Source organism: Pseudomonas sp. Marseille-Q5299, from assembly GCF_943737035.1.
Taxonomy (GTDB): domain Bacteria; phylum Pseudomonadota; class Gammaproteobacteria; order Pseudomonadales; family Pseudomonadaceae; genus Aquipseudomonas; species Aquipseudomonas putida_E.
In genome coordinates this window covers 37,071-58,164 of the sequence record NZ_CALSFR010000002.1, presented here as the reverse complement: position 1 = coordinate 58,164, position 21,094 = coordinate 37,071, and the positions used below count along the sequence as shown (strand labels likewise).

The following is a 21,094-nucleotide window of genomic DNA, read 5'->3' as shown; positions in this document are numbered from 1 at the left end:
CAGGATTGCATCCGGGCTGAGAGGGGCCTGTCTTTAGTGCTGCGCCCCTCTCCCAATCACTTCGGATAAAGCGGCGGCAAGCTCCCCGGCTCACCCGAAGGCAACAACACCTGTTCCGCCGGTGGAATCGTGCCAATCGCCCGCCACAAATCCTCCCCCTGCCAATACTGCCCACTCTCGCTGTAAAGCGCCCCGTTCAACCCATCCAGCGCATCCGACAGCGGCACGAACCGCGCCGCCATCTCCGCCAAGGTCTCCGGCTGCTGCCGCGCCCAGGCGTCGAGTGCCTGGCGGGTGGCCTGTGGGTCGTTGGCCTGGCAGGCGCGCTTGAGGTCGTCCAGCAGGGTGCGTGGGCTTGGGCCGGTCTGCGCGGCGCGCAGTACCGCTGGTTGCGAGCGGGCGCGCCACCACAGGGTAAAACCGAGCGCCGTGGTGAGGGCGAAAATCACGGTGCAGAGTTGCCAAGGCCAGAGCAGATGGCTGGCGCTGCCGGCATCGCCTACCGGGGTGTCGGCGCTCAGGGCAGGGTTGTCCTGCACGTTCAGGTTACGCGCCGGCAGGCTGCTGTGCTCCAGATGGTCCTCGCGGGTATTCCACCAGGTGACTTCCAGCGCCGGCAGGGCAAGTTCGCCGCTGTGGGTGGGCACCAGTGCCTCGCGCTCCTCGCGGTTGGCGGTCATGCCGCGCTCGCTGATTTCGTTGCGCAGCAGCGGTTGGTCCGGGTAGCGGCGCAGCCCGGCGATTTCCGTGGCGGGCAATTGCGGCAACTGGGTGCTGGACAGCCCTTCGGCGCGCAGCGTGATGCTGCGGGTCAGCGAATCGCCTATCTGGGTTTGCTGCCTGCCTGGGTCGGGGTTCCAGTGCTCCTCCAGGGTCAGGCTGCGGGCTGGCAACCACGGTTCGGCCGCGGGCCAGGCGGCGGGGATCGGGCGTACGGTCAGGCGCAGCGGCAGCGACCTGACCTGTACCTGGCGAGCGGTGCGTGCAGTGCCCTCAGGCTGCTGAGCGTTATCGGCGGCGGTGGCGGTGAACGTGAGCGGCGCGATTTCCAGGGTGCCGCTGTGCTGCGGATAGAGTGCGTAGCGTGTCTCGATCACCCCGTGGCGTACGCCGTTGATGTCCTTCTCATAGGTGCGTGAGTCACCCAGCGGCTCGACCTTGGCGTTTTCCAGCTGCAGCGGGCTCAGGCTGCTGTCATCGTACAGCGACACCGAATGGTAGATGCGCAGGGTCAGCACGGCCTGGGCCTGGACATAGACCTCGTTGCTGTCCAGCGTGGCTTCGACGAATATCTGGGACGCAGTATCCGGGCGGCTGGCGTCGGCCTGCAGCACCTGCAGATCGATGGCCTGGCTGTGTGACTGGCCCAGTTGCAGCTCAGGAATACGCAGGCTGCCGCTACGCCTTGGCAGCAGGGTAATGATCCAGCGGGTGCTGGCGCGGGTCTCGCCGTCGAGGGTATGCAGGCTGTTCAACTGGCGCGTGCCGCGCACTTCGAAGTCGCCGTCCAGGGCGCGCAGGTCGGGCTTGCCGAACTGGGTCACATCCTGGCTTTCGAGGGTCAGTTCCAAAGTTTCGCCGGCGCCCAGGCGAGTGCGATCGACGCTGGCCTGCAGGGTCGGCTCGGCCTGGGCCAGAAGGGCCCAGAAGAGGCTGAAGAGAAAGACGCCGAGGCGACTCATCGTGGGGTTTCCTGATGCAATTGCTGTTCATACCAGAATTTGCGGCGTAGCAGCTGCGCCGGGTTGTCGGGGATTTCCCGCAGCCATTGTTCCAGGGCCTGGCGTTGCTCGGCGTCCAGGCTGGTGGAAACCGGCCGCTTGGGCGGCTGGGTGATGCTGTCATCGTCGCCACCCTGGTTTCCGGGAGTGGCCTGGCTGTTGTTGCTGTCTTGGCCGGGCTGTTCGGCGTTGGCCGGTTCATTGTTGCCGGGCGTGCCCTGCGCCGGGCTGCTGGCCGAGCTGCTGTTGCCCTCGGTCTCGCTGTCGGGCGTGCCTTGGGCATCGTCTTTGGCCGGTTGTTCCTCGGCCTGTGCTTCGCGTTGCTGCAACAGCTGCTGGATCAGTGCCTGGTTATCCAGCGCCGGCTTGAAATCGGGCTGGCGTTCGAGGGCTTGCTCATAGGCATCCAGGGCGGCTTCCAACTCGCCGCTGCGGGCCAGGGCATTGCCTCGATTGTAGTGGGCCGCTGTCGTATTGCCTTGGGCAAAGGCCTTGGCGGCCGCGGCGTAGTCGCCGGCCTGGTACAGCGCCATGCCGCGCCATTGCGGGTCCTGGAAGTGCCGGGCGGCGTCCGCCGGGCGGTTCTGTTCAAGCAGGCGCTGGCCCTGCTGGTCGGGGCGCAACCACAGGTCATTGAACTCCAAGGCCTGGCTTGGCTGCGGCAGGGCCAGCAGCAGCGGCAGGCAGAACAGCCAGCCGCGCCGACCCGCGCAGGCGGCCAGCAGTAACAGGGGGATCAACAGCCAGTAGCCTTGGTCGGCCCAGCTGTCGAGTTGCACGTTCTGGCCGTCATTGCGCAGGATGCGCGGGTTGTCGTACAGGCCCAGGCCACGCAGGTCGAGGTCGTCGATGCGGGCATGACGGTAGCGTCCGCCGGTGCTGTTGATAAACGCCCTGAGGCCGCCGCTGTCCAGGCGCGGTACCAGAATGGCACCTTGCTCGTCCTTGAGGAACTCGCCGTTGGCCTGGCGCACCGGAGCCCCGTCGCTGGTGCCGACTCCGAGCATCAACAGGCTCGGGCCCTGGCGGCCCAGGGCCTGGACGATGCCTTGGCGTTCCGGGCCGCTCAATGCCGAACCGATCAGCAACAGGCGGCCTTGGCCCAGGCCGCTCTGCGCCAGCAGGGCCAGGCCTTTTTGCACGGCCAGGTCGGCGCGTTGGCCGGGCTGCGGCATGATCGAAGGGTCGATGGCCTCGAGCAGGTTGCGCGTGGTGCTCAGGTCGTCGGACAGCGGCACCAAGGTGTGTGCGCTGCCTGCGTAGACGATCAGGGCGGTCTGGCTGTCGCGGCGGTGTTCGAGCAGGTCCAGGACCTTGCGCCGAGCCTGCTGCAGCCGGTTGGGCGGGGTGTCCTCGGCAAGCATCTGCGGCGTCAGTTCGAGCAGGATCACCAGCGGGTCGGCCGGGCGTTGGCGGGATTCCTCCACACGCTGCCAGCTCGGCCCGAGCAGCGCCAGAACGACCAGCAACCAGGCAAGGCCGAGGGCCACCCAGGGCAGTTTGCTGTTGCTGCCACTGCCGCCACCGAGCAGCACCGGGTGGAATGCCTTGGGCAGGATCATCTGCCAGCGCCCGGCGCGCTTGCGCCGGTGCCACAGCTTGAACAGCAGCCAGGCGAGCAGCGGCACTACCAGCAGCCACAGGGGGCGCAACCATTGCGGCCACAGATCGATCATCGCCGCTTCCTCAAGCGCAGCCGTTTAAGGCGCTCACGCCATTGCGGGTGGGGCTGCAGGAAGCGCGGTTTGCGCAGGCCCCGTTGCAGCAGGTTGTTTGGCCATTGCACCGCCACCACCAGCAGCACGCTGAGCAGTAAGGCCAGGGCCAATGGCCAGGCATACAGGGCCTTGGCCGTGCGCGCCTGGGTCGGCTGCTGGGCGACGGGTTCTAGCTGATCCAGGGTATCGCCGATGGCGTCCAGTTCGGCACCGTCGTGGGCGCGGAAGTACGCGCCGCGGGTCAGCTCGGCGATTTCCTTGAGCGAGGCTTCGTCCAGGTCCAGGCTTGGGTTGAGCCCGAGCAGGCCAGGTGTACCGCTGGCCTCGGGGTTGGCGCCGATGCCGATGGTGTAGATGCGCACGCCTTCCTGGGCGGCCAGGCGGGCGGCGGTCAATGGGTGGATCTGCCCGCCATTGTTGGCGCCGTCGGTAATCAGCACCAGCACGCGGCTTTGCGCAGGGCGCTGGCGCAGGCGTTTGACCGCAAGGCCAATGGCGTCACCGATGGCGGTGTTTTTGCCAGCTATGCCGATTTGCGCTTCGTCGAGGAAGGTACGCACAGTGCGCCGGTCAAAGGTCAGCGGTGCCTGCAGGTAGGCCTGGCTGCCAAACAGAATCAGGCCGACGCGGTCGCCTTCGCGGTCCTGCAGGAAGTCGCCCATCAATGCCTTGACCAGGTCGAGGCGGCTGACTTCGTCGTCCTTCCACTGCATGTCGGGGAAGTCCATGGAGCCGGACACATCCACTGCAACCATCAGGTCACGGCCACTGGCGGCCACCGGTAACGGGTCGCCCAGCCATTGCGGGCGGGCAGCGGCGAGCAACAGCAGCAGCCAGATCACCACGAACGGCGCCTGCTGGCGCCAGGTTGGCAGGTTCAGGCGCGCACGCCGGCCGGCCAGGCCTTCCAGCTCGTGGAGAAAGCCCACCTTGAGCACCGGTTCGCCGCTGTCAGCGGCGGGCAGCACCAGGCGCGCCAGCCACGGCAGCGGCAACAGCACGAAGATCCACGGCCAGGCCAGTTCAAACATGTTTGCGAATCCAGGTTTCGACGGCCTGGCTGAGCCCGACGATGGCCTTGTCGTCGAGCTTGCACTCGGGCTTGTACGCGCCCTCGACCAATACCATCCAGCGGGTCAGGCCGGCGGCCGGGCAGCGGTTGTCGAGGAACGCCAGCCACTGGCGGCCGTTGAGTGTATGGCTGTTGGCCCCGGGGTAATGGTTGCGGCACAGGCGTTTGAGCAAGGCGTTGATCTGCTGCAACCAGGCCCCGGCCGGCGCGCCGTCGTAGGGGCGGGGTAGGCGGGCAAGTTCGGCCAGCGCCTCTAGGCGCACCGGGTCGAGCGGCTGTTCGGCACGCACCACCCGGCGCTTGCCCGGGCGCCAGCGCCGCAGCCGCCACAGGCCCCAGGCCAGCAGTGGCAGCAAGGCGAGCAGCAGCCACCAGCCTGGTGCCGGTGGCCACAGGCCAATCGCCGAGGGTGCGATCAGCGGCTGCAGCTGATCCAGCGGATTCATTTACTGCTCCCAGGGCGCTGGGCATTGAGGTATTCGCGCAACTGCTCGATCATTTCGCTTTGGGTGCTCAGTGGCATCAGCACCACGCGCAGCTTTTGCGCCATCAAGTCCCAGCGTTCGATACGCGCTTCGGCCTGCTGACGGTAGGCCTGGCGCAGGTTGGTGTCCAGCGTGTCTAGCTCCAGCTGCGCACCGCGCTGGGAAAAACGCAGCAGGCCAGCAGCAGGCAAGGCGTGGTCGAGCGGGTCGGAGACCGGTATCAGCAGCAGGTCGCAATGGCGCGAGAGCATCGCCAGGTGCTGTTCAGCCTGGGCGCTGAGTGAGCGCTCGTCGCAAATGACGATGGCCAGGCTGCCTGGGCGCAGTACTTCACGTGCGCGGCGCAAAGCCAGGCCCAGGCTGTCAGCGTGGGGCGCGGCTTCGGTGTGCAGCGCCTGGTTGACCTTCGCCATACGGTTGAGCAACTGCAGCAGGCTTTGCTTGCTGCGCCGCGGCTTGATTTCGTGGTGCTCATCATCGCCGAACACCAACCCGCCGATACGGTCGTTGTGGCCCAGCGCAGCCCAACCGAACAGCGCCGCAGCCTGGGCCGCGAGCACTGACTTGAACATCAGCCCCGAGCCGAAGAACAGGCGTTGGCTTTGCTCGACGAGGATGAAGATCGGCCGCTCCCGTTCTTCATGGAACAGCTTGGTATGCGGCTCTTGGGTGCGTGCGGTGACCCGCCAGTCGATGTTGCGTACGTCGTCACCGGCCTGGTAGACCCGCACCTGGTCGAAGTCCACGCCGCGCCCGCGCAGCTTTGAGTGGTGCAGACCGACCAGCGGGCTGCGCTGGCCAGGCCGGGAGAACAACTGGATCTCGCGCACCCGGTGGCGCATGTCGATCAGCTCGGCGAGGCCGATGCGGATGCCGGGTTCGGCCTGCTGAGCGGTGGGCATCGGCTCAGGCAACGGCGACGACGTCAAGGATGCGCTGGACCACGCGGTCCTGGTCGATCCCTGCCGCTTCGGCTTCGAAGGAGAGGATGATGCGGTGGCGCAGCACGTCGAACAGCACGGCCTGGATATCCTCGGGGCTGACGAAGTCGCGCCCGGCCAGCCAGGCATGCGCCCGCGCACAACGATCCAGAGCGATGGAACCGCGCGGGCTGGCGCCGTAGGCGATCCAGTCGGCCAGCTCGGTATCGAACTTGGCCGGTGTGCGCGTTGCCATGACCAGTTGCACGAGGTATTCCTCCACCGCGTCGGCCATGTACAGGCCAAGGATTTCCTTGCGTGCGGCAAAGATGGCCTGCTGGCTGACACGCCGTTCAGGTTTGACTTCGCCACCCAGCGCTTCACCGCGGGCCTGGGCCAGAATGCGTCGCTCCACCGCCGCATCGGGGAAGCCGATCTTCACGTGCATCAGGAAACGGTCGAGCTGGGCCTCCGGCAGCGGGTAGGTTCCTTCCTGCTCGATCGGGTTTTGCGTGGCCATGACCAGAAACAGCGGCGACAGGTCATAGGTACTGCGCCCGACACTGACCTGGCGTTCGGCCATCGCCTCGAGCAACGCCGACTGCACCTTGGCCGGTGCCCGGTTGATTTCGTCAGCCAGCACCAGGTTGTGGAAGATCGGCCCCTGCTGGAACACGAAGCTGCCGGTTTCCGGGCGGTAGATTTCTGTGCCGGTAATGTCGGCCGGGAGCAGATCAGGGGTGAACTGGATGCGATGGAACTGCGCTTCGACACCTTCGGCCAGCTCTTTGATGGCCTTGGTCTTGGCCAGGCCCGGGGCGCCCTCGACCAGCATGTGGCCGTCGGCCAGCAGCACGATCAACAGCCGCTCGACCAGTTTTTCCTGGCCTAGGATCTGGGAGGAAAGAAAGGTGCGTAGCGCGATCAGCGCTTCACGGTGTTCCATCGGCGGCGGTTCCTGGGATTGGGCCAGGGCGGGCGCGGAGCGCGACGGACCTGGCAGGGGTGGATACTTTAATCTATCCGGGGGGTGGCGACCAATTACGCCCCGGTTTTTTATGCGCATTGAAGCGGTGGAATATCCGCGTGCGTTTCAGGTGTTCTCCGATTCCCGGTGGCGGTGATCTGTCGCTTGCTTGTGCTCTTCGAATCATGAAGGAGCATGATGATGAGCAAGCAGTACGGTATACCTGCCCCGGTCACCCTGCGGGTGGGCGTTTTTTTCGATGGCACCGGCAACAATCAGGGCAACGCTGCACCCTTGGCTTCCACCGGCCGCGCTTGCGCAGGGGGTAGTTACGCCAATGCCCGCAGTAACATTGCCCTGCTGCACGCGCTTTATCCCTCCGGGCCTGTGCAAGGTCAGGTTCATTTCAGCGTTTATGTGGAAGGTATCGGTACAACACACGGTGCGCCTGACTCGTCCTTCGCCCAGGCGACGGGGCGTGGAAGCGCGGGGGTGGCGGCCCGGGTAGATCAGGCGCTGGTGGAGGTTGGCAGGCAGCTGCGCGATTATCGGGCTGAGCATCCGCAGGTTGTACCCAAGTGCATCGAATTCGACCTGTTCGGTTTCAGTCGAGGTGCTGCGGCGGCCAGGCATCTGGCCAATCGGCTGGGCAAGGAGGAGGCGGGCTTGCCGGCTGAGCTGCACGGGCCCCGGGCGATCAATTTCATTGGTCTGTTCGATACGGTGGCGGCAATCGTTGCACCTTTGCAAGGCAGCTTCGACCCTGCCAGCGATCAATACGGCGGTTTGCGTCTCGGGCTGGACACACTTGTCGCCCGGCAGGTGGTGCAACTGGTGGCCGGCGATGAGCAGCGCCACAACTTCCCGCTGGTGCGCAGCGACAACGACATAGTCGTGCCGGGTGTGCACTCGAATATCGGTGGCGGTTATCGTGAGCACATGCGTGAGCAGGTTCTTTTGTGCAAACCGCAGTCGAGCCGGGTCGCGCGGACGACGCCGGCCGAATGCACAAGCGCCCATGCGGCGGTCAATGGGCTGCTGACCTCGACTTTTGCCGGCCTGGTCGATCCGCGGCCAACGCTGCTCAGCTGGGAGGTGCCGATCGAAGGCAGCCGAGCCAGGCGTGATGACCCGGAAAAGCAGGTGTATGCCGCTGTGTACCGAGAACGTGAAGTCAGTGGCCACCTGTCACGTGTCTACCTCAGCATCATGCGTGAACTGGCCGTGCGCGGTGGCGTACCGTTCGCTCCCTTGGGCAGTGACGATGCGCATCACCTGCCGGCAGAGTTGCTGCCTGTCAGCCGCAAACTGCATGAGTTTGCCCTCGGGCAATGTGCGCAACTGCGCCTGACGCCCCAGGAACGAGCGTTGCTGCAGGCAAAGTATGTGCACACATCGGCGCACTGGAACGCAGTGAAAGGGCTGGATAACAGTGCGCTGGACGCGTTTTACATCGACCGGCCGGGCAAGGCGGGCAGGGTGCTGCACAAGAACCCGGTTGGCTGATGCGGGTGCCGGCCTGCCCACCATTATCGATGTGCAGGCCGGCCCGGGTCAGTTTTTCGAACTGGAGTGCTTGCGGCCTTGGTCACACAAGGCAAACACCACCACCAGCACACCGGAAACCGCCAGGATCAAAGCCACGCCGTCGGTGGAGTGGGTCGCCGAGTTCGCCACCAAGGCAAGGCCGCCCAGGGGCGCCAGGCCGCCGGCCACTGCAGTGCCAATCTCGCGCCCGGTGCCGAAACCGGAAGAGCGCGTCTGGGTCGGGAACTGCCGGCTAAGGAACGAGCCCTGGGGGGCGAACATCATTGGCGCGAGGAGGCCGGTGCCGATGGCAATGGCCACATAGATCAGTGTTGGCTCACCGCTGCTCAGCAACTGCAAGAATGGATAAGCAAACAGCGCCGACAGCACGCCGCCGAGCATCAACACGGTCTTGCTGCTCCAGCGGTCGCACAGCCAGCCGAAGAACGGTACGGCAAAGATCGCCACCAGGCTGGCGATGGTCACCGACAGGGAGGTGACATGTGCCTCGACACCTTTGAACTGAGTCAGGTATGCCAGCGAGAACGTCTTGAATATGTAGCTCAGAGCGTTGTAGCCGATGGCCACGAAAAACACCACGGCCAAGCCTTTGAGATCGTTCCTGAACAGCAGTTTCAGCGGTGACTCCTGCGGTTTGGCATCGGCCTTGTCGAGTTCTTTGAAGTCCGGTGTCTCAGGAATGCTCTTACGCACCCAAAGGCCGATCGCCACCAGGGCGATGCTGGCGATGAACGGAATGCGCCAGCCACCGGCGAGGAGAAACTCGTTGCCGTTCATGGTCAGCAGGTAAACGGTCAGCGACGACAGCAGCAAGCCCAGGTTGAGCCCCAGTGCTGGCCAAGCGCCCTGGCTGCCGCGCTTGCCTTCGCTGGCATGTTCGTAGGAGGTGACGGCCGCCCCGGACAGCTCTGCACCGGCGCCCAGGCCCTGGATGATGCGGATCACTACCAGCAGAATCGGTGCCCAGATACCGATCGAGGCGTAGCTGGGGATCAGACCGATCAGCGCGGTGCACACACCCATCATGCAGAACGTGATAACCAGTACATGCTTGCGGCCGAAGCGGTCGCCCAGGTAGCCAAACAGAACCCCGCCGAATGGGCGCGCGACAAAACCGATGGCAAACGTGGAGAACGCCAGCAGTGAAGCCACTGCCGGGTTGCTGGCATCGAAGAAAATCTTCGAGAACACGATCGCCGCCATGGTCGCGTAGAGGTAGAAGTCATACCACTCCAGCATCGAACCGAAGATGGTTGCCGCCGCCACCTTGCGCAGGCGCTTGCGTTTCTGTGCTGGTGTCTCGCTCGCGGCCGGGGCCGCCTCGTGTACCGACATCTGATGTTCCTTATTGTCTTTGTAGTTGGGGTGTGCAGCAGGGTTCAGCTGGCGTTGAGGATCTTTTCAGCGATCATCTGGCCGATGGGGATCGCCGAGGTGGCAGCCGGTGACGGTGCATTGCAGACATGCACCATGCGCGGGGTCTCGGCGAACAGAAAATCGTGGACCAAGGTGCCGTCGCGCATCACGGCCTGGGCACGGATGCCGGCCTCGAAGGGCAGCAGGTCGCCGGCCTGCAGCGACGGGCAGTACTTGCGGCACTGCTCCAGGTAGCCGTGCTTGAACAGCGAGTTCTTCATCTCGGTGGTGCCGGAGCCGAGGTTGTTCCAGATCGTTTTCCAGAACCCAGGGAAGCGCACGTACTCGGCCACATCGCGCCAGTTCACCGCGAACTTGCGGTAGTTTTCCCGGCCAAAACCCAGCACGGCGTTGGGGCCGACGGTGACACTGCCGTCGATCATGCGCGTCAGGTGTACACCGAGGAACGGTAGCTGTGGGTCAGGAATCGGGTAGATAAGGTGGTTGACGATCTGGTTCTTGCTGGCTGGCAGGCGATAGTACTCACCGCGGAATGGGATTATCTGGTGGTCGATCTTTACCCCGGCCAGGCGCGCCAGGCGGTCGGATTGCAGGCCGGCGCAGGCGACCAGCTGGCGGGCATGCCAGGTCTGGCTGTGATCGCACACTTCGACATGATCGCCAAACTCGCGGATGGCCTGCACGGTGGTGGCCAGGCGCACTTCGCCGCCGGCCTGCTCGATGACCTTGGCCATGGCATCGCACACCTGCTTGTAGTCGACGATGCCGGTGGCATCGACGAACAGCGCACCAAGGCCTGCGATATTGGGTTCGCGGCGCCTGAGTTCACTGGCGTCCAACCGCTCGACCTTCAGCCCGTTGAGCTGTGAACGCTCGTACAGCGCCTGCATGCGCTGCATTTCCAGCGGGTTGGACGCCACCAGCAGTTTGCCGCAGACATCGAAGGCAATGCCGTGCTCGCGGCAAAAATCCTTGGTCGCCAGGGCTCCACGCTTGCACAACTCGGCCTTGAGGCTACCCGGGGCATAGTAAATGCCCGCATGGATCACCCCACTGTTGTGGCCCGTCTGGTGGCGGCCGAGGCTGGACTCCTTTTCCAGTATCAGCAATGACGCCCCGGGGCGTTGTTGGAGCAGGGCCATCGCGGTGGCCAGGCCGACGATGCCGCCGCCGATGATGCAGTAGTCGTATGTCATGCAGGGGTACCTTGGGATTCTTGTCGGTGGATCTGCTTATCAGGTTGTCAGACTAATGGATGCGTAAAAAAAAGAGCTTGCCGGGTCGCAGCAAGCTCTGGGTATCAGTCGAGTGCAGGTAGTTCTATTTTCAGGCGTTTGGCAGAGGCGCGCAGATGCGCTTCGGCACACGCCGCAGCCCTTTGGCGGTCACCGTCGGCGATGGCCTGATAAAGCGCTTGGTGTTCGCGATTGGCTTCGGCCGAGCCGCCCACCGAATGGGCTGCGGAGTTTTCCCAGGCGGTGCGCCGTGCATTGGCCAACTGGCCGCCGAGAAAGTCATGGAAGGCCACGAAGTAATCGTTCTTGCTGGCTTCGGCGATGGCCCTGTGGAAGGCCACATCAGCTGCCGAGGCAGTGGCGAAGTCGCTGCGTTTGTCGAGCATCTCCTGCAGGGCCTGGGCCATGTTCGCCAGATCGTGTTCGTCACGTCGGCGCGCGGCGATGGCCGCTGCCTGGGTTTCGATCCACAGGCGCATTTCGAACATCTGCACCAGGTCGGGTTTGCGACCGGTACTGCCGGGGAAGCGGAACACCGTGCCCCCGGGGGTTTTCGAGATATAGGAGCCAAGCCCGCGGCGGGCGATCAGCACGCCATCGGCCTTGAGCTGCGCTACCGCTTCGCGCACTACCGAGCGGCTGACGTTCAGTTGTTCAGCCAGTTGCTGTTCAGTGGGCAGGCGCGCTTCGGCGGCCAGGCGACCGGAATCGATTTCTGCACGGATGGCGCTGACAACCCGTTCGACCAGAGTGTCGGGGCGCTGGAGTTCTAGCATGGAAGCGATTGCCTAGTGGTCAGGTTGTCAGACAATGCCTGTAGCGGGTATGGGATGTCAATCGTTTCGATCAGGTGTGCGTTGCCAGGCATGGCCCTCGCACCGGTGAGCCGTCTCGCGCAGAGAAGCCACCGCTCCGCGGTTGGACGGCCGCGTCAGGCAGGCTTTCAGAGCTCGCTGACGAAGGTCCCTGTCCCCTCCAGAATGTTGCGCAAGGTCAGTTCGACCTCTTCCAGGTCAGTCCCTGCCGATGTCAGCACGATCTCCAGCGTTTCGTCACCCTTCAACGCATCTCGATCCCCGGCCGCCACTTCGATCAGCAGGCGCTTTGCGCTCAGGGTCACCTTCAGGCCATCGAGCGTCGACGGTTCATCGTCCAGGGTCAGGTCCACGGTGTCCTCATCCGGGTAGCGGGTGAGCAGGAACATCTGCCCCTTGTCGCTGTGGCAGCACAAGGTCGCCATGTTGTCTTCCTCGTCATCGCAAGGGGTGGCGAACAGCAGGGCGGTGTTGATTTGCATGAAGGCGGCTCGGGTCAATGGAAACGAAAGTGAATTCTGACAGCCTTGGGGGCATCGATAAACGTAAAGTTTCCCCCCCTTGACCGAAATTGTCGCAGCGCTGCAAGCGGTAATGACCGATCAGTCGTTAAGCTTCCGCGAGCCCTGAACATTACCGTCCGGCTTGCCACGGGTTGGCTATCGTTGATCCGTGATCGTCGGATGTACGCGACGCTTCAATTATTACAAAGCCCAAGCGGAGTACCACAGATGGCGTTCTTCACCGCAGCCAGCAAAGCCGACTTCCAGCATCAACTGCAAGCGGCCCTGGCGCAGCACATCAGCGAGCAGTCACTGCCACAAGTGGCGCTGTTCGCCGAACAGTTCTTCGGCATCATTTCCATGGACGAGCTCACCCAGCGCAGGCTGTCGGACCTGGCCGGCTGTACCCTTTCCGCCTGGCGCATCATCGAGCGCTTCGACCCCGCGCATCCGCAGGTGCGGGTGTACAACCCCGATTACGAGCGCAATGGCTGGCAGTCGACCCACACCGTGGTCGAGGTGCTGCACGATGACCTGCCGTTCTTGGTGGATTCGGTACGTACCGAGCTCAACCGCCGCGGCTATAGCATTCACACGCTGCAGACCACGGTGCTGAGCGTGCGTCGTGACGCCAAGGGCAATCTGCTCGAGCTGTTGCCCAAGGGTACCCAGGGCGAGGGTGTGTGCCATGAATCGCTGATGTACCTGGAGATCGACCGCTGCGCCAACGCTGCCGAATTGACGGTGCTCACCCGCGAAATCGAGCAGGTGCTGGCCGAGGTGCGGGTGGCGGTGGCCGATTTCGAGCCGATGAAAGCCAAGCTGCAGGAAGTCATGGCGCAGGTGGAGCAAACCGCGTTTGCGCCAGCGCACCACGAAAAGGGTGAGGTCAAGGCGTTCCTCGAGTGGCTGCTGGACAACCACTTCACCTTCCTCGGTTATGAAGAATTCACCGTGCAGGCCGACAGCGCCGGCGGCCAGATGGTCTACGACGAGCAGTCGTTCCTGGGCTTGCCGCGCCGCTTGCGTGTGGGCCTGACGCCTGAAGAGCTGCGTATCGAAGACTACGCGGTGGCTTACCTTGCAGAGCCGCTGCTGTTGTCGTTCGCCAAGGCTGCACTGCCCAGCCGGGTGCACCGCCCGGCCTACCCGGATTACGTCTCGATCCGCCAGCTGGACGCCGATGGCAAGGTGCTCAAGGAACACCGCTTCATGGGCCTTTACACCTCGTCGGTGTACGGCGAGAGCGTGCACGCCATTCCATACATCCGGGTCAAGGTCGCCGAGGTCGAGCGCCGCTCCGGCTTCGACGCCAAGGCACACCTGGGCAAGGAACTGGCCCAGGTACTCGAAGTGCTGCCACGCGACGATCTGTTCCAGACCCCGGTCGACGAGCTGTTCAGCACGGTGATGTCGATCGTGCAGATCCAGGAGCGCAACAAGATCCGTGTGTTCCTGCGCAAGGACCCGTACGGGCGCTTCTGCTACTGCCTGGCCTACGTGCCACGGGAAATCTACTCCACCGAAGTGCGGCAGAAGATCCAGCAGGTGCTGATGGAGCGCCTGAAGGCCAGCGACTGCGAGTTCTGGACGTTCTTCTCCGAATCGGTGCTGGCACGCGTGCAGCTGATTTTGCGCGTCGATCCGAAGAACCGTATCGCCATCGACCCGCAGCAACTGGAAAACGAAGTGATCCAGGCCTGCCGCTCGTGGCATGACGACTACGCCGCGCTGGTGGTGGAGAACTTCGGTGAAGCCCAGGGCACCAATATTCTCGCCGATTTCCCCAAAGGTTTCCCGGCCGGCTACCGTGAGCGCTTTGCCGCCCATTCTGCGGTGGTCGACCTGCAACATGTGCTGGCCCTGTCCGAAAGCAAGCCGCTGGCGATGAGCTTCTACCAGCCGCTGACGCGTCTGGGCGAACGCTTGCTGCACTGCAAGCTGTACCACGCGGACACGCCATTGGCGTTGTCGGACGTGCTGCCGATCCTGGAAAACCTTGGCCTGCGTGTGCTGGGCGAGTTCCCCTATCGCTTGCGCCACGCCAGTGGTCGTGAATACTGGATCCACGATTTCGCCTTCACTTACAGCGAAGGCTTGAGCCTGGACATCCAGCAACTCAACGACGTGCTCCAGGACGCGTTCATCCATATCGTCCAGGGCGATGCCGAGAATGACGCGTTCAACCGCCTGGTGCTCACCGCCGGCCTGCCATGGCGCGACGTGGCGCTGCTGCGCGCCTATGCCCGCTACCTCAAGCAGATCCGCCTGGGCTTCGACCTTGGCTACATCGCCAGCACGCTGAACAACCACACCGACATCGCCCGTGAGCTGACCCGGTTGTTCAAGACCCGCTTCTACCTGGCGCGCAAGCTCACTGCCGATGACCTGGACGACAAGCAGCAACGCCTGGAACAAGCCATCCTCAGCGCCCTGGACGATGTCCAGGTGCTCAACGAGGACCGCATCCTGCGCCGCTACCTGGACCTGATCAAGGCCACCCTGCGCACCAACTTCTACCAGCCTGATGCCAACGGCCAGAGCAAGTCGTACTTCAGCTTCAAGTTCAACCCCAAGCTGATCCCCGAGCTGCCCAAACCGGTACCCAAGTTCGAGATCTTCGTCTATTCGCCAAGGGTCGAGGGTGTGCACCTGCGCTTCGGCAATGTGGCACGCGGTGGCCTGCGCTGGTCGGACCGTGAAGAGGACTTCCGTACCGAGGTGCTTGGGCTGGTCAAAGCCCAGCAGGTGAAGAACTCGGTGATCGTGCCCGTCGGTGCCAAGGGCGGCTTCCTGCCACGGCGTTTGCCGCTGGGCGGCACGCGTGACGAAATCGCCGCCGAAGGCGTGGCCTGCTACCGCATATTCATCTCGGGCCTGCTCGACATTACCGACAACCTCAAGGACGGCGGCGTGGTGCCACCGGCCAACGTGGTGCGTCACGATGACGATGACCCGTACCTGGTGGTGGCGGCCGACAAGGGCACCGCGACCTTCTCCGACATCGCCAACGGCATCGCCATCGATTACGGCTTCTGGCTGGGCGATGCCTTCGCCTCGGGTGGCTCTGCCGGCTACGACCACAAGAAGATGGGCATTACCGCCCGTGGTGCCTGGGTGGGCGTGCAGCGCCACTTCCGCGAGCGCGGCATCAATGTGCAGCAGGACCCGATCACCGTCATCGGCGTCGGTGACATGGCCGGTGACGTGTTCGGCAACGGCCTGCTGATGTCCGACAAGCTGCAACTGGTAGCGGCGTTCAACCACCTGCACATCTTCATCGACCCGAACCCGGACCCGGCCAGCAGCTTCGCCGAGCGCCAGCGGCTGTTCGACTTGCCGCGTTCGGCCTGGAGCGATTACGACACCAGCATCATGTCCGAAGGCGGCGGGATCTTCCCGCGCAGTGCCAAGAGCATCGCCATCACGCCGCAAATGAAGGAACGCTTCGCCATCGAGGCCGACCGGCTGACACCGACCGAGCTGCTGCATGCATTGCTCAAGGCACCGGTAGACCTGCTGTGGAACGGGGGCATCGGTACCTACGTCAAGGCCAGCAGCGAAAGCCACGCCGATGTCGGCGACAAGGCCAATGACGCGTTGCGGGTCAACGGCAACGAACTGCGCTGCAAGGTGGTGGGCGAGGGCGGCAACCTCGGCATGACCCAGCTCGGCCGTGTCGAGTTCGGCCTCAACGGCGGTGCCACCAATACCGACTTCATCGACAACGCCGGTGGGGTGGACTGCTCCGACCACGAGGTCAACATCAAGATCCTGCTCAACGAAGTGGTGCAGGGTGGCGACATGACCGAGAAGCAGCGCAACCAGCTGCTTGGCAGCATGACCGATGAAGTGGGCGGGCTGGTGCTTGGCAACAACTACAAGCAGACCCAGGCGCTTTCGTTGGCGGCGCGTCGCGCCCGCGAGCGGATCGCCGAGTACAAGCGCCTGATGGCCGACCTCGAGAGCCGTGGCAAGCTGGACCGTGCCATCGAGTTCCTGCCGACCGAGGAGCAGTTGGCCGATCGCCTGGCGGCCGGCCAGGGCCTGACCCGTGCCGAGCTGTCAGTGCTGATTTCCTACAGCAAGATCGACCTCAAGGAGCAGTTGCTCAAGTCGCTGGTGCCGGACGATGACTACCTGACCCGCGACATGGAAACCGCCTTCCCGCCGTCGCTGGTCAGCAAGTTCGGCGAAGCCATGCGCCGCCACCGCCTCAAGCGCGAGATCGTCAGTACCCAGATCGCCAACGACCTGGTCAACAACATGGGCATCACCTTCGTCCAGCGGCTGAAAGAGTCGACCGGCATGAGCCCGGCCAATGTTGCCGGGGCCTATGTGATCGTGCGTGACATCTTCCATCTGCCGCACTGGTTCCGCCAGATAGAGGCGTTGGACTACCAGGTGCCGGCGGAAATCCAGCTGACCCTGATGGACGAGCTGATGCGTCTGGGGCGCCGCGCGACCCGCTGGTTCCTGCGCAGCCGGCGCAACGAGCAGGATGCCGGGCGCGACACCGCGCACTTCGGGCCGAAAATCGCCCAGTTGGGGCTCAAGCTCGACGAACTGCTGGAGGGCCCGACCCGCGAACGCTGGATGGTCCGCTATCAGAGCTTCGTCGATGCCGGCGTGCCGGAGTTGCTCGCACGCATGGTGGCAGGCACCAGCCACCTGTACACGTTGCTGCCGATCATCGAGGCGGCAGACGTGACCGGGCATGAGCCGGCCCAGGTGGCCAAGGCGTTCTTCGCCGTGGGCAGTGCGCTGGACTTGACCTGGTACTTGCAGGAAATCAGCAACCTGCCGGTGGAGAACAACTGGCAGGCCCTGGCCCGCGAGGCGTTCCGCGACGATATCGACCTGCAGCAACGGGCCATCACCATCTCGGTGCTGCAGATGGTCGATGCCCCGCAAGACATGGATGCCCGCGTGGCGCTGTGGGCCGAGCAACATCGGGTAATGGTCGAGCGCTGGCGTGCCATGCTCGACGACCTGCGCAATGCGACGGGTACCGACTATGCGATGTACGCGGTGGCCAACCGCGAGCTGGTCGACCTGGCGATGAGCGGGCAGGCGGTGGCGGTGCCGTCCTGATCGGACAGCTGAAATGAAAAAGCCCCGGCAGTGATGCCGGGGCTTTTTCATGCTGGCGCCCGCCTTACGGATGATCGGCCCCCAGGTAGGAGCAGCCTTGTGTCGCGAAAGGGTCGCGTAGCGGCCCCGGCAATATCAGCCTGATGCATGAATTGCGGGGGCGCTGCGCACCCCTTTCGCGACACAAGGCCGCTCCTACGGGGCCGTGTGTTATTTGAACCGCCGCTCCACGCCTTTTTCCACCAGGATTTTTGCCGATATCTCCTCCACCGAAAAATGCGTGGAGTTGATGTTGGGGATGTTCTCCCGCCGGAACAGGCTCTCGACCTCGCGTACCTCGAACTCGCACTGGGCAAAGCTCGAATAACGGCTGTTGGGCTTGCGCTCGTGGCGGATGGCGGTCAGGCGGTCGGGGTCGATGGTCAGGCCGAACAGCTTGTTGTGATGCTTCTTGAGCACCGCCGGCAGCTGCAGGCGCTCCATGTCGTCTTCGGTGAGCGGGTAGTTGGCCGCGCGAATGCCGAACTGCATCGCCATGTACAGGCAGGTCGGGGTCTTGCCGCAACGCGATACGCCGACCAGGATCAGGTCGGCCTTGTCGTAATAATGGGTGCGCGCGCCGTCGTCGTTGTCGAGCGCGAAATTCACCGCCTCGATGCGCTCCATGTAGTTGGAATTACCGCCAATGGAGTGGGACTTGCCGACGGAATACGACGAATGGGCAGTCAATTCCTGCTCGAGCGGGGATAAAAACGTCGAAAAGATGTCGATCATGAAGCCGTTCGACGTCGCCAGGATCTCGCGGATGTCCTGATTGACGATGGTGTCGAAGATGATCGGGCGCATGCCGTCGCGCTCGGCGGCGGCATTGATTTGCTGCACCATCGTGCGCGCCTTGTCCGGCGTGTCGATGTACGGACGGGTGAATTTGTTGAATGGAATGCTATCGAATTGCGCGAGCAGGCTTTGGCCCAGGGTTTCGGCAGTGATGCCGGTGCCATCGGAGATGAAGAACGCGGTTCGTTTCATTTGCGATCTGGGCCTTAAGCTGATGACGTTTCTTGGATATGATAAGTTCGGTTTGCCGAATGCGGCTGTCGGCATTCTCACTTATTTTCCAGGTACAGGCCACAAGCGTCCGGCCCAGTCAAAAGGCAGGCGGGCGCCCTTGAGCTTTTCCAATACAGTTAGTGGAGAGATCACCTTGGTAGAGTACGTAGTTTCCCTCGATAAGCTCGGCGTCCATGATGTGGAGCATGTGGGGGGCAAGAACGCATCCCTGGGCGAGATGATCAGTAACCTCGCCGGTGCCGGCGTGTCGGTGCCGGGCGGCTTTGCCACTACGGCTCAGGCGTACCGTGATTTTCTCGAGCAAAGCGGGCTGAACGACCGCATTCACGCCGCGCTCGACGCGCTGGATGTCGATGACATCAATGCCCTGACCAAGACCGGCGCGCAGATTCGCCAGTGGGTCATGGAGGCCGAGTTCCCGGCTCGACTGGATTCGGAAATCCGTACGGCCTTTGCCGAGATGGCCGCTGGCAACGACAACATGGCCGTCGCCGTGCGTTCCTCGGCCACCGCTGAAGACCTGCCGGATGCCTCTTTTGCCGGCCAGCAGGAAACCTTCCTCAACATCCGTGGCGTCGATAACGTGATCCGCGCGGCCAAGGAAGTGTTCGCCTCGCTGTTCAACGACCGCGCCATCGCCTACCGCGTGCACCAGGGCTTCGACCACAAGCTGGTGGCCCTGTCGGCCGGCGTGCAGCGCATGGTCCGCTCTGAAACCGGCACCGCCGGTGTCATGTTCACCCTCGACACCGAGTCGGGTTTCCGCGATGTGGTATTCATTACCGGCGCCTACGGCCTGGGCGAAACCGTGGTGCAGGGTGCGGTCAACCCTGACGAGTTCTACGTACACAAAAACACCCTGCAGGCCGGCCGCCCGGCCATCCTGCGCCGCAACCTGGGCAGCAAGGCGATCAAGATGATCTACGGCGACGAGGCCAAGGCCGGTCGCTCGGTCAAGACCGTCGAAGTCGACCGTGCCGAACGTGCGCGCTTCTGCCTGACCGACGCCGAGGTCAGCGAGCTGGCCAAGCAGGCCATGATCATCGAGCAGCACTACCAGCGCCCGATGGACATCGAATGGGCCAAGGACGGTGACGACGGCAAGCTCTACATCGTGCAGGCCCGCCCTGAAACCGTGAAAAGCCGCGCCAGCGCCAATGTCATGGAGCGTTACCTGCTCAAGGAGAAGGGCACCGTACTGGTTGAAGGCCGTGCGATCGGCCAGCGCATCGGCGCGGGCAAGGTCCGCGTGATCAAGGACGTGTCCGAGATGGACAAGGTGCAGCCGGGCGACGTGCTGGTCTCCGACATGACCGACCCGGACTGGGAGCCGGTGATGAAGCGCGCCAGCGCCATCGTCACCAACCGCGGCGGGCGTACCTGCCACGCGGCGATCATCGCCCGCGAGCTGGGTATTCCGGCAGTGGTAGGTTGTGGCAACGCCACCCAGCTGCTCAAGGATGGCCAGGGCGTGACCGTGTCCTGCGCCGAAGGCGATACCGGCTTCATTTTTGAAGGTGAACTGGGCTTTGACGTCAAGCAGAACTCGGTCGATGCCATGCCCGACCTGCCGTTCAAGATCATGATGAACGTCGGCAACCCGGACCGCGCCTTCGATTTCGCCCAGCTGCCCAACGCCGGTGTCGGCCTGGCGCGCCTTGAGTTCATCATCAACCGCATGATCGGCGTGCACCCCAAGGCGCTGCTGAACTACGCCGGCCTGCCGCCGGAGCTCAAAGAAAGCGTCGACAAGCGCATCGCCGGTTACAACGACCCGGTCGGCTTCTATGTCGAGAAGCTGGTCGAGGGCATCAGCACCCTGGCGGCGGCCTTCTACCCGAAAAAGGTCATCGTGCGCCTGTCGGACTTCAAGTCCAACGAGTACGCCAACCTGATCGGCGGCAAACTGTACGAGCCGGAAGAAGAAAACCCGATGCTGGGCTTCCGCGGTGCTTCGCGCTATATCAGCGAGTCGTTCCGTGACTGCTTCGAGCTTGAATGCCGTGCACTGAAGCGCGTGCGTAACGAGATGGGCCTGACCAACGTCGAGATCATGGTGCCGTTCGTGCGCACCTTGGGCGAAGCCAGCCAAGTGGTCGACCTGCTGGCTGAAAACGGCCTGGCCCGTGGCGACAATGGCCTGCGCGTGATCATGATGTGCGAGCTGCCGTCCAACGCCATCCTGGCTGAGGAGTTCCTCGAGTACTTCGACGGCTTCTCCATCGGTTCCAACGACCTTACCCAGCTGACCCTGGGCCTGGACCGCGACTCGGGTATCATCGCCCACCTGTTCGACGAGCGTAACCCGGCGGTGAAGAAGCTGTTGGCCAATGCCATCCAGGCGTGCAACAAGGCTGGCAAGTACATCGGTATTTGCGGTCAGGGCCCGTCGGACCACCCGGACCTCGCCAAGTGGCTGATGGAGCAAGGCATCGAAAGCGTGTCGCTGAACCCCGACTCGGTACTCGAGACCTGGTTCTTCCTGGCCGAGGGCCAGGGCGCGGTCTGATAGATGAAATGCGGGGGCGCGTCTGGCGTGCCCCCGCCTGGTTTTTTCCAGGGCGAGTT

14 protein-coding genes are annotated in these 21,094 nt (G+C 63.7%); 3 read left to right on the top strand and 11 right to left on the bottom strand.

What is annotated here, in order from left to right; genetic code table 11:
- Positions 1–56 precede the first annotated feature (56 nt).
- The 6 genes from NGJ21_RS04690 to NGJ21_RS04665 are packed head-to-tail and all read right to left on the bottom strand — an operon-like array spanning position 57 to position 6,862.
- Positions 57–1,682, bottom strand: coding sequence for a BatD family protein (locus NGJ21_RS04690; RefSeq protein ID WP_119688549.1), 1,626 nt, complete (start codon positions 1,680–1,682; stop codon positions 57–59).
- A complete protein-coding gene (locus NGJ21_RS04685) occupies positions 1,679–3,397 on the bottom strand; it encodes a vWA domain-containing protein (RefSeq protein WP_251961891.1) in 1,719 nt (572 codons plus the stop codon). The genes NGJ21_RS04690 and NGJ21_RS04685 overlap by 4 nt, the downstream gene beginning before the upstream one ends.
- Positions 3,394–4,470 (bottom strand): vWA domain-containing protein, encoded by a 1,077-nt coding sequence (locus tag NGJ21_RS04680; protein ID WP_115275435.1) that lies wholly within the window; start codon positions 4,468–4,470, stop codon positions 3,394–3,396. Before NGJ21_RS04680 ends, NGJ21_RS04685 begins: the two co-directional genes overlap by 4 nt.
- Positions 4,463–4,957: a DUF4381 domain-containing protein gene (locus NGJ21_RS04675; protein ID WP_046786503.1), complete on the bottom strand. Its 495-nt coding sequence runs from the start codon at positions 4,955–4,957 to the stop codon at positions 4,463–4,465. Before NGJ21_RS04675 ends, NGJ21_RS04680 begins: the two co-directional genes overlap by 8 nt.
- Entirely contained in the window at positions 4,954–5,898 is a 945-nt protein-coding gene (locus NGJ21_RS04670) for a DUF58 domain-containing protein (RefSeq protein ID WP_125924845.1), read from the bottom strand. The genes NGJ21_RS04675 and NGJ21_RS04670 overlap by 4 nt, the downstream gene beginning before the upstream one ends.
- A gap of 4 nt (positions 5,899–5,902) precedes the next feature.
- The gene (locus tag NGJ21_RS04665) at positions 5,903–6,862 is read right to left on the bottom strand and encodes an AAA family ATPase (protein WP_012313500.1); all 960 of its coding nucleotides are present in this window, start codon (positions 6,860–6,862) and stop codon (positions 5,903–5,905) included.
- Positions 6,863–7,081: 219 nt separating this feature from the next.
- On the opposite strand from NGJ21_RS04665, the gene NGJ21_RS04660 reads away from it, so the two are divergent.
- A complete protein-coding gene (locus tag NGJ21_RS04660) occupies positions 7,082–8,389 on the top strand; it encodes a phospholipase effector Tle1 domain-containing protein (RefSeq protein WP_174141797.1) in 1,308 nt (435 codons plus the stop codon).
- A gap of 48 nt (positions 8,390–8,437) precedes the next feature.
- Here NGJ21_RS04660 and NGJ21_RS04655 read toward each other — a convergent pair whose 3' ends face one another.
- From NGJ21_RS04655 to NGJ21_RS04640, 4 genes are all read right to left on the bottom strand, one after another.
- Entirely contained in the window at positions 8,438–9,766 is a 1,329-nt protein-coding gene (locus NGJ21_RS04655; RefSeq protein WP_012313502.1) for an MFS transporter, read from the bottom strand.
- Between the two features lie 44 nt (positions 9,767–9,810).
- Positions 9,811–11,004: an L-2-hydroxyglutarate dehydrogenase gene (gene lhgD / locus NGJ21_RS04650; RefSeq protein ID WP_251961890.1), complete on the bottom strand. Its 1,194-nt coding sequence runs from the start codon at positions 11,002–11,004 to the stop codon at positions 9,811–9,813.
- Positions 11,005–11,108: 104 nt separating this feature from the next.
- Positions 11,109–11,819, bottom strand: coding sequence for a FadR/GntR family transcriptional regulator (locus NGJ21_RS04645; protein WP_012313504.1), 711 nt, complete (start codon positions 11,817–11,819; stop codon positions 11,109–11,111).
- 167 nt (positions 11,820–11,986) lie between these two features.
- Positions 11,987–12,340 (bottom strand): hypothetical protein, encoded by a 354-nt coding sequence (locus NGJ21_RS04640; RefSeq protein WP_012313505.1) that lies wholly within the window; start codon positions 12,338–12,340, stop codon positions 11,987–11,989.
- Positions 12,341–12,589: 249 nt separating this feature from the next.
- On the opposite strand from NGJ21_RS04640, the gene NGJ21_RS04635 reads away from it, so the two are divergent.
- Positions 12,590–17,455 (top strand): NAD-glutamate dehydrogenase, encoded by a 4,866-nt coding sequence (locus NGJ21_RS04635; protein ID WP_046786499.1) that lies wholly within the window; start codon positions 12,590–12,592, stop codon positions 17,453–17,455.
- 210 nt (positions 17,456–17,665) lie between these two features.
- Here the strand turns inward: NGJ21_RS04635 and ppsR are convergent, their stop codons facing one another.
- The gene (ppsR, locus tag NGJ21_RS04630; RefSeq protein WP_012313507.1) at positions 17,666–18,484 is read right to left on the bottom strand and encodes a posphoenolpyruvate synthetase regulatory kinase/phosphorylase PpsR; all 819 of its coding nucleotides are present in this window, start codon (positions 18,482–18,484) and stop codon (positions 17,666–17,668) included.
- 175 nt (positions 18,485–18,659) lie between these two features.
- On the opposite strand from ppsR, the gene ppsA reads away from it, so the two are divergent.
- A complete protein-coding gene (ppsA, locus tag NGJ21_RS04625) occupies positions 18,660–21,035 on the top strand; it encodes a phosphoenolpyruvate synthase (RefSeq protein WP_012313508.1) in 2,376 nt (791 codons plus the stop codon).
- The last annotated feature ends 59 nt before the right edge of the window (positions 21,036–21,094 follow it).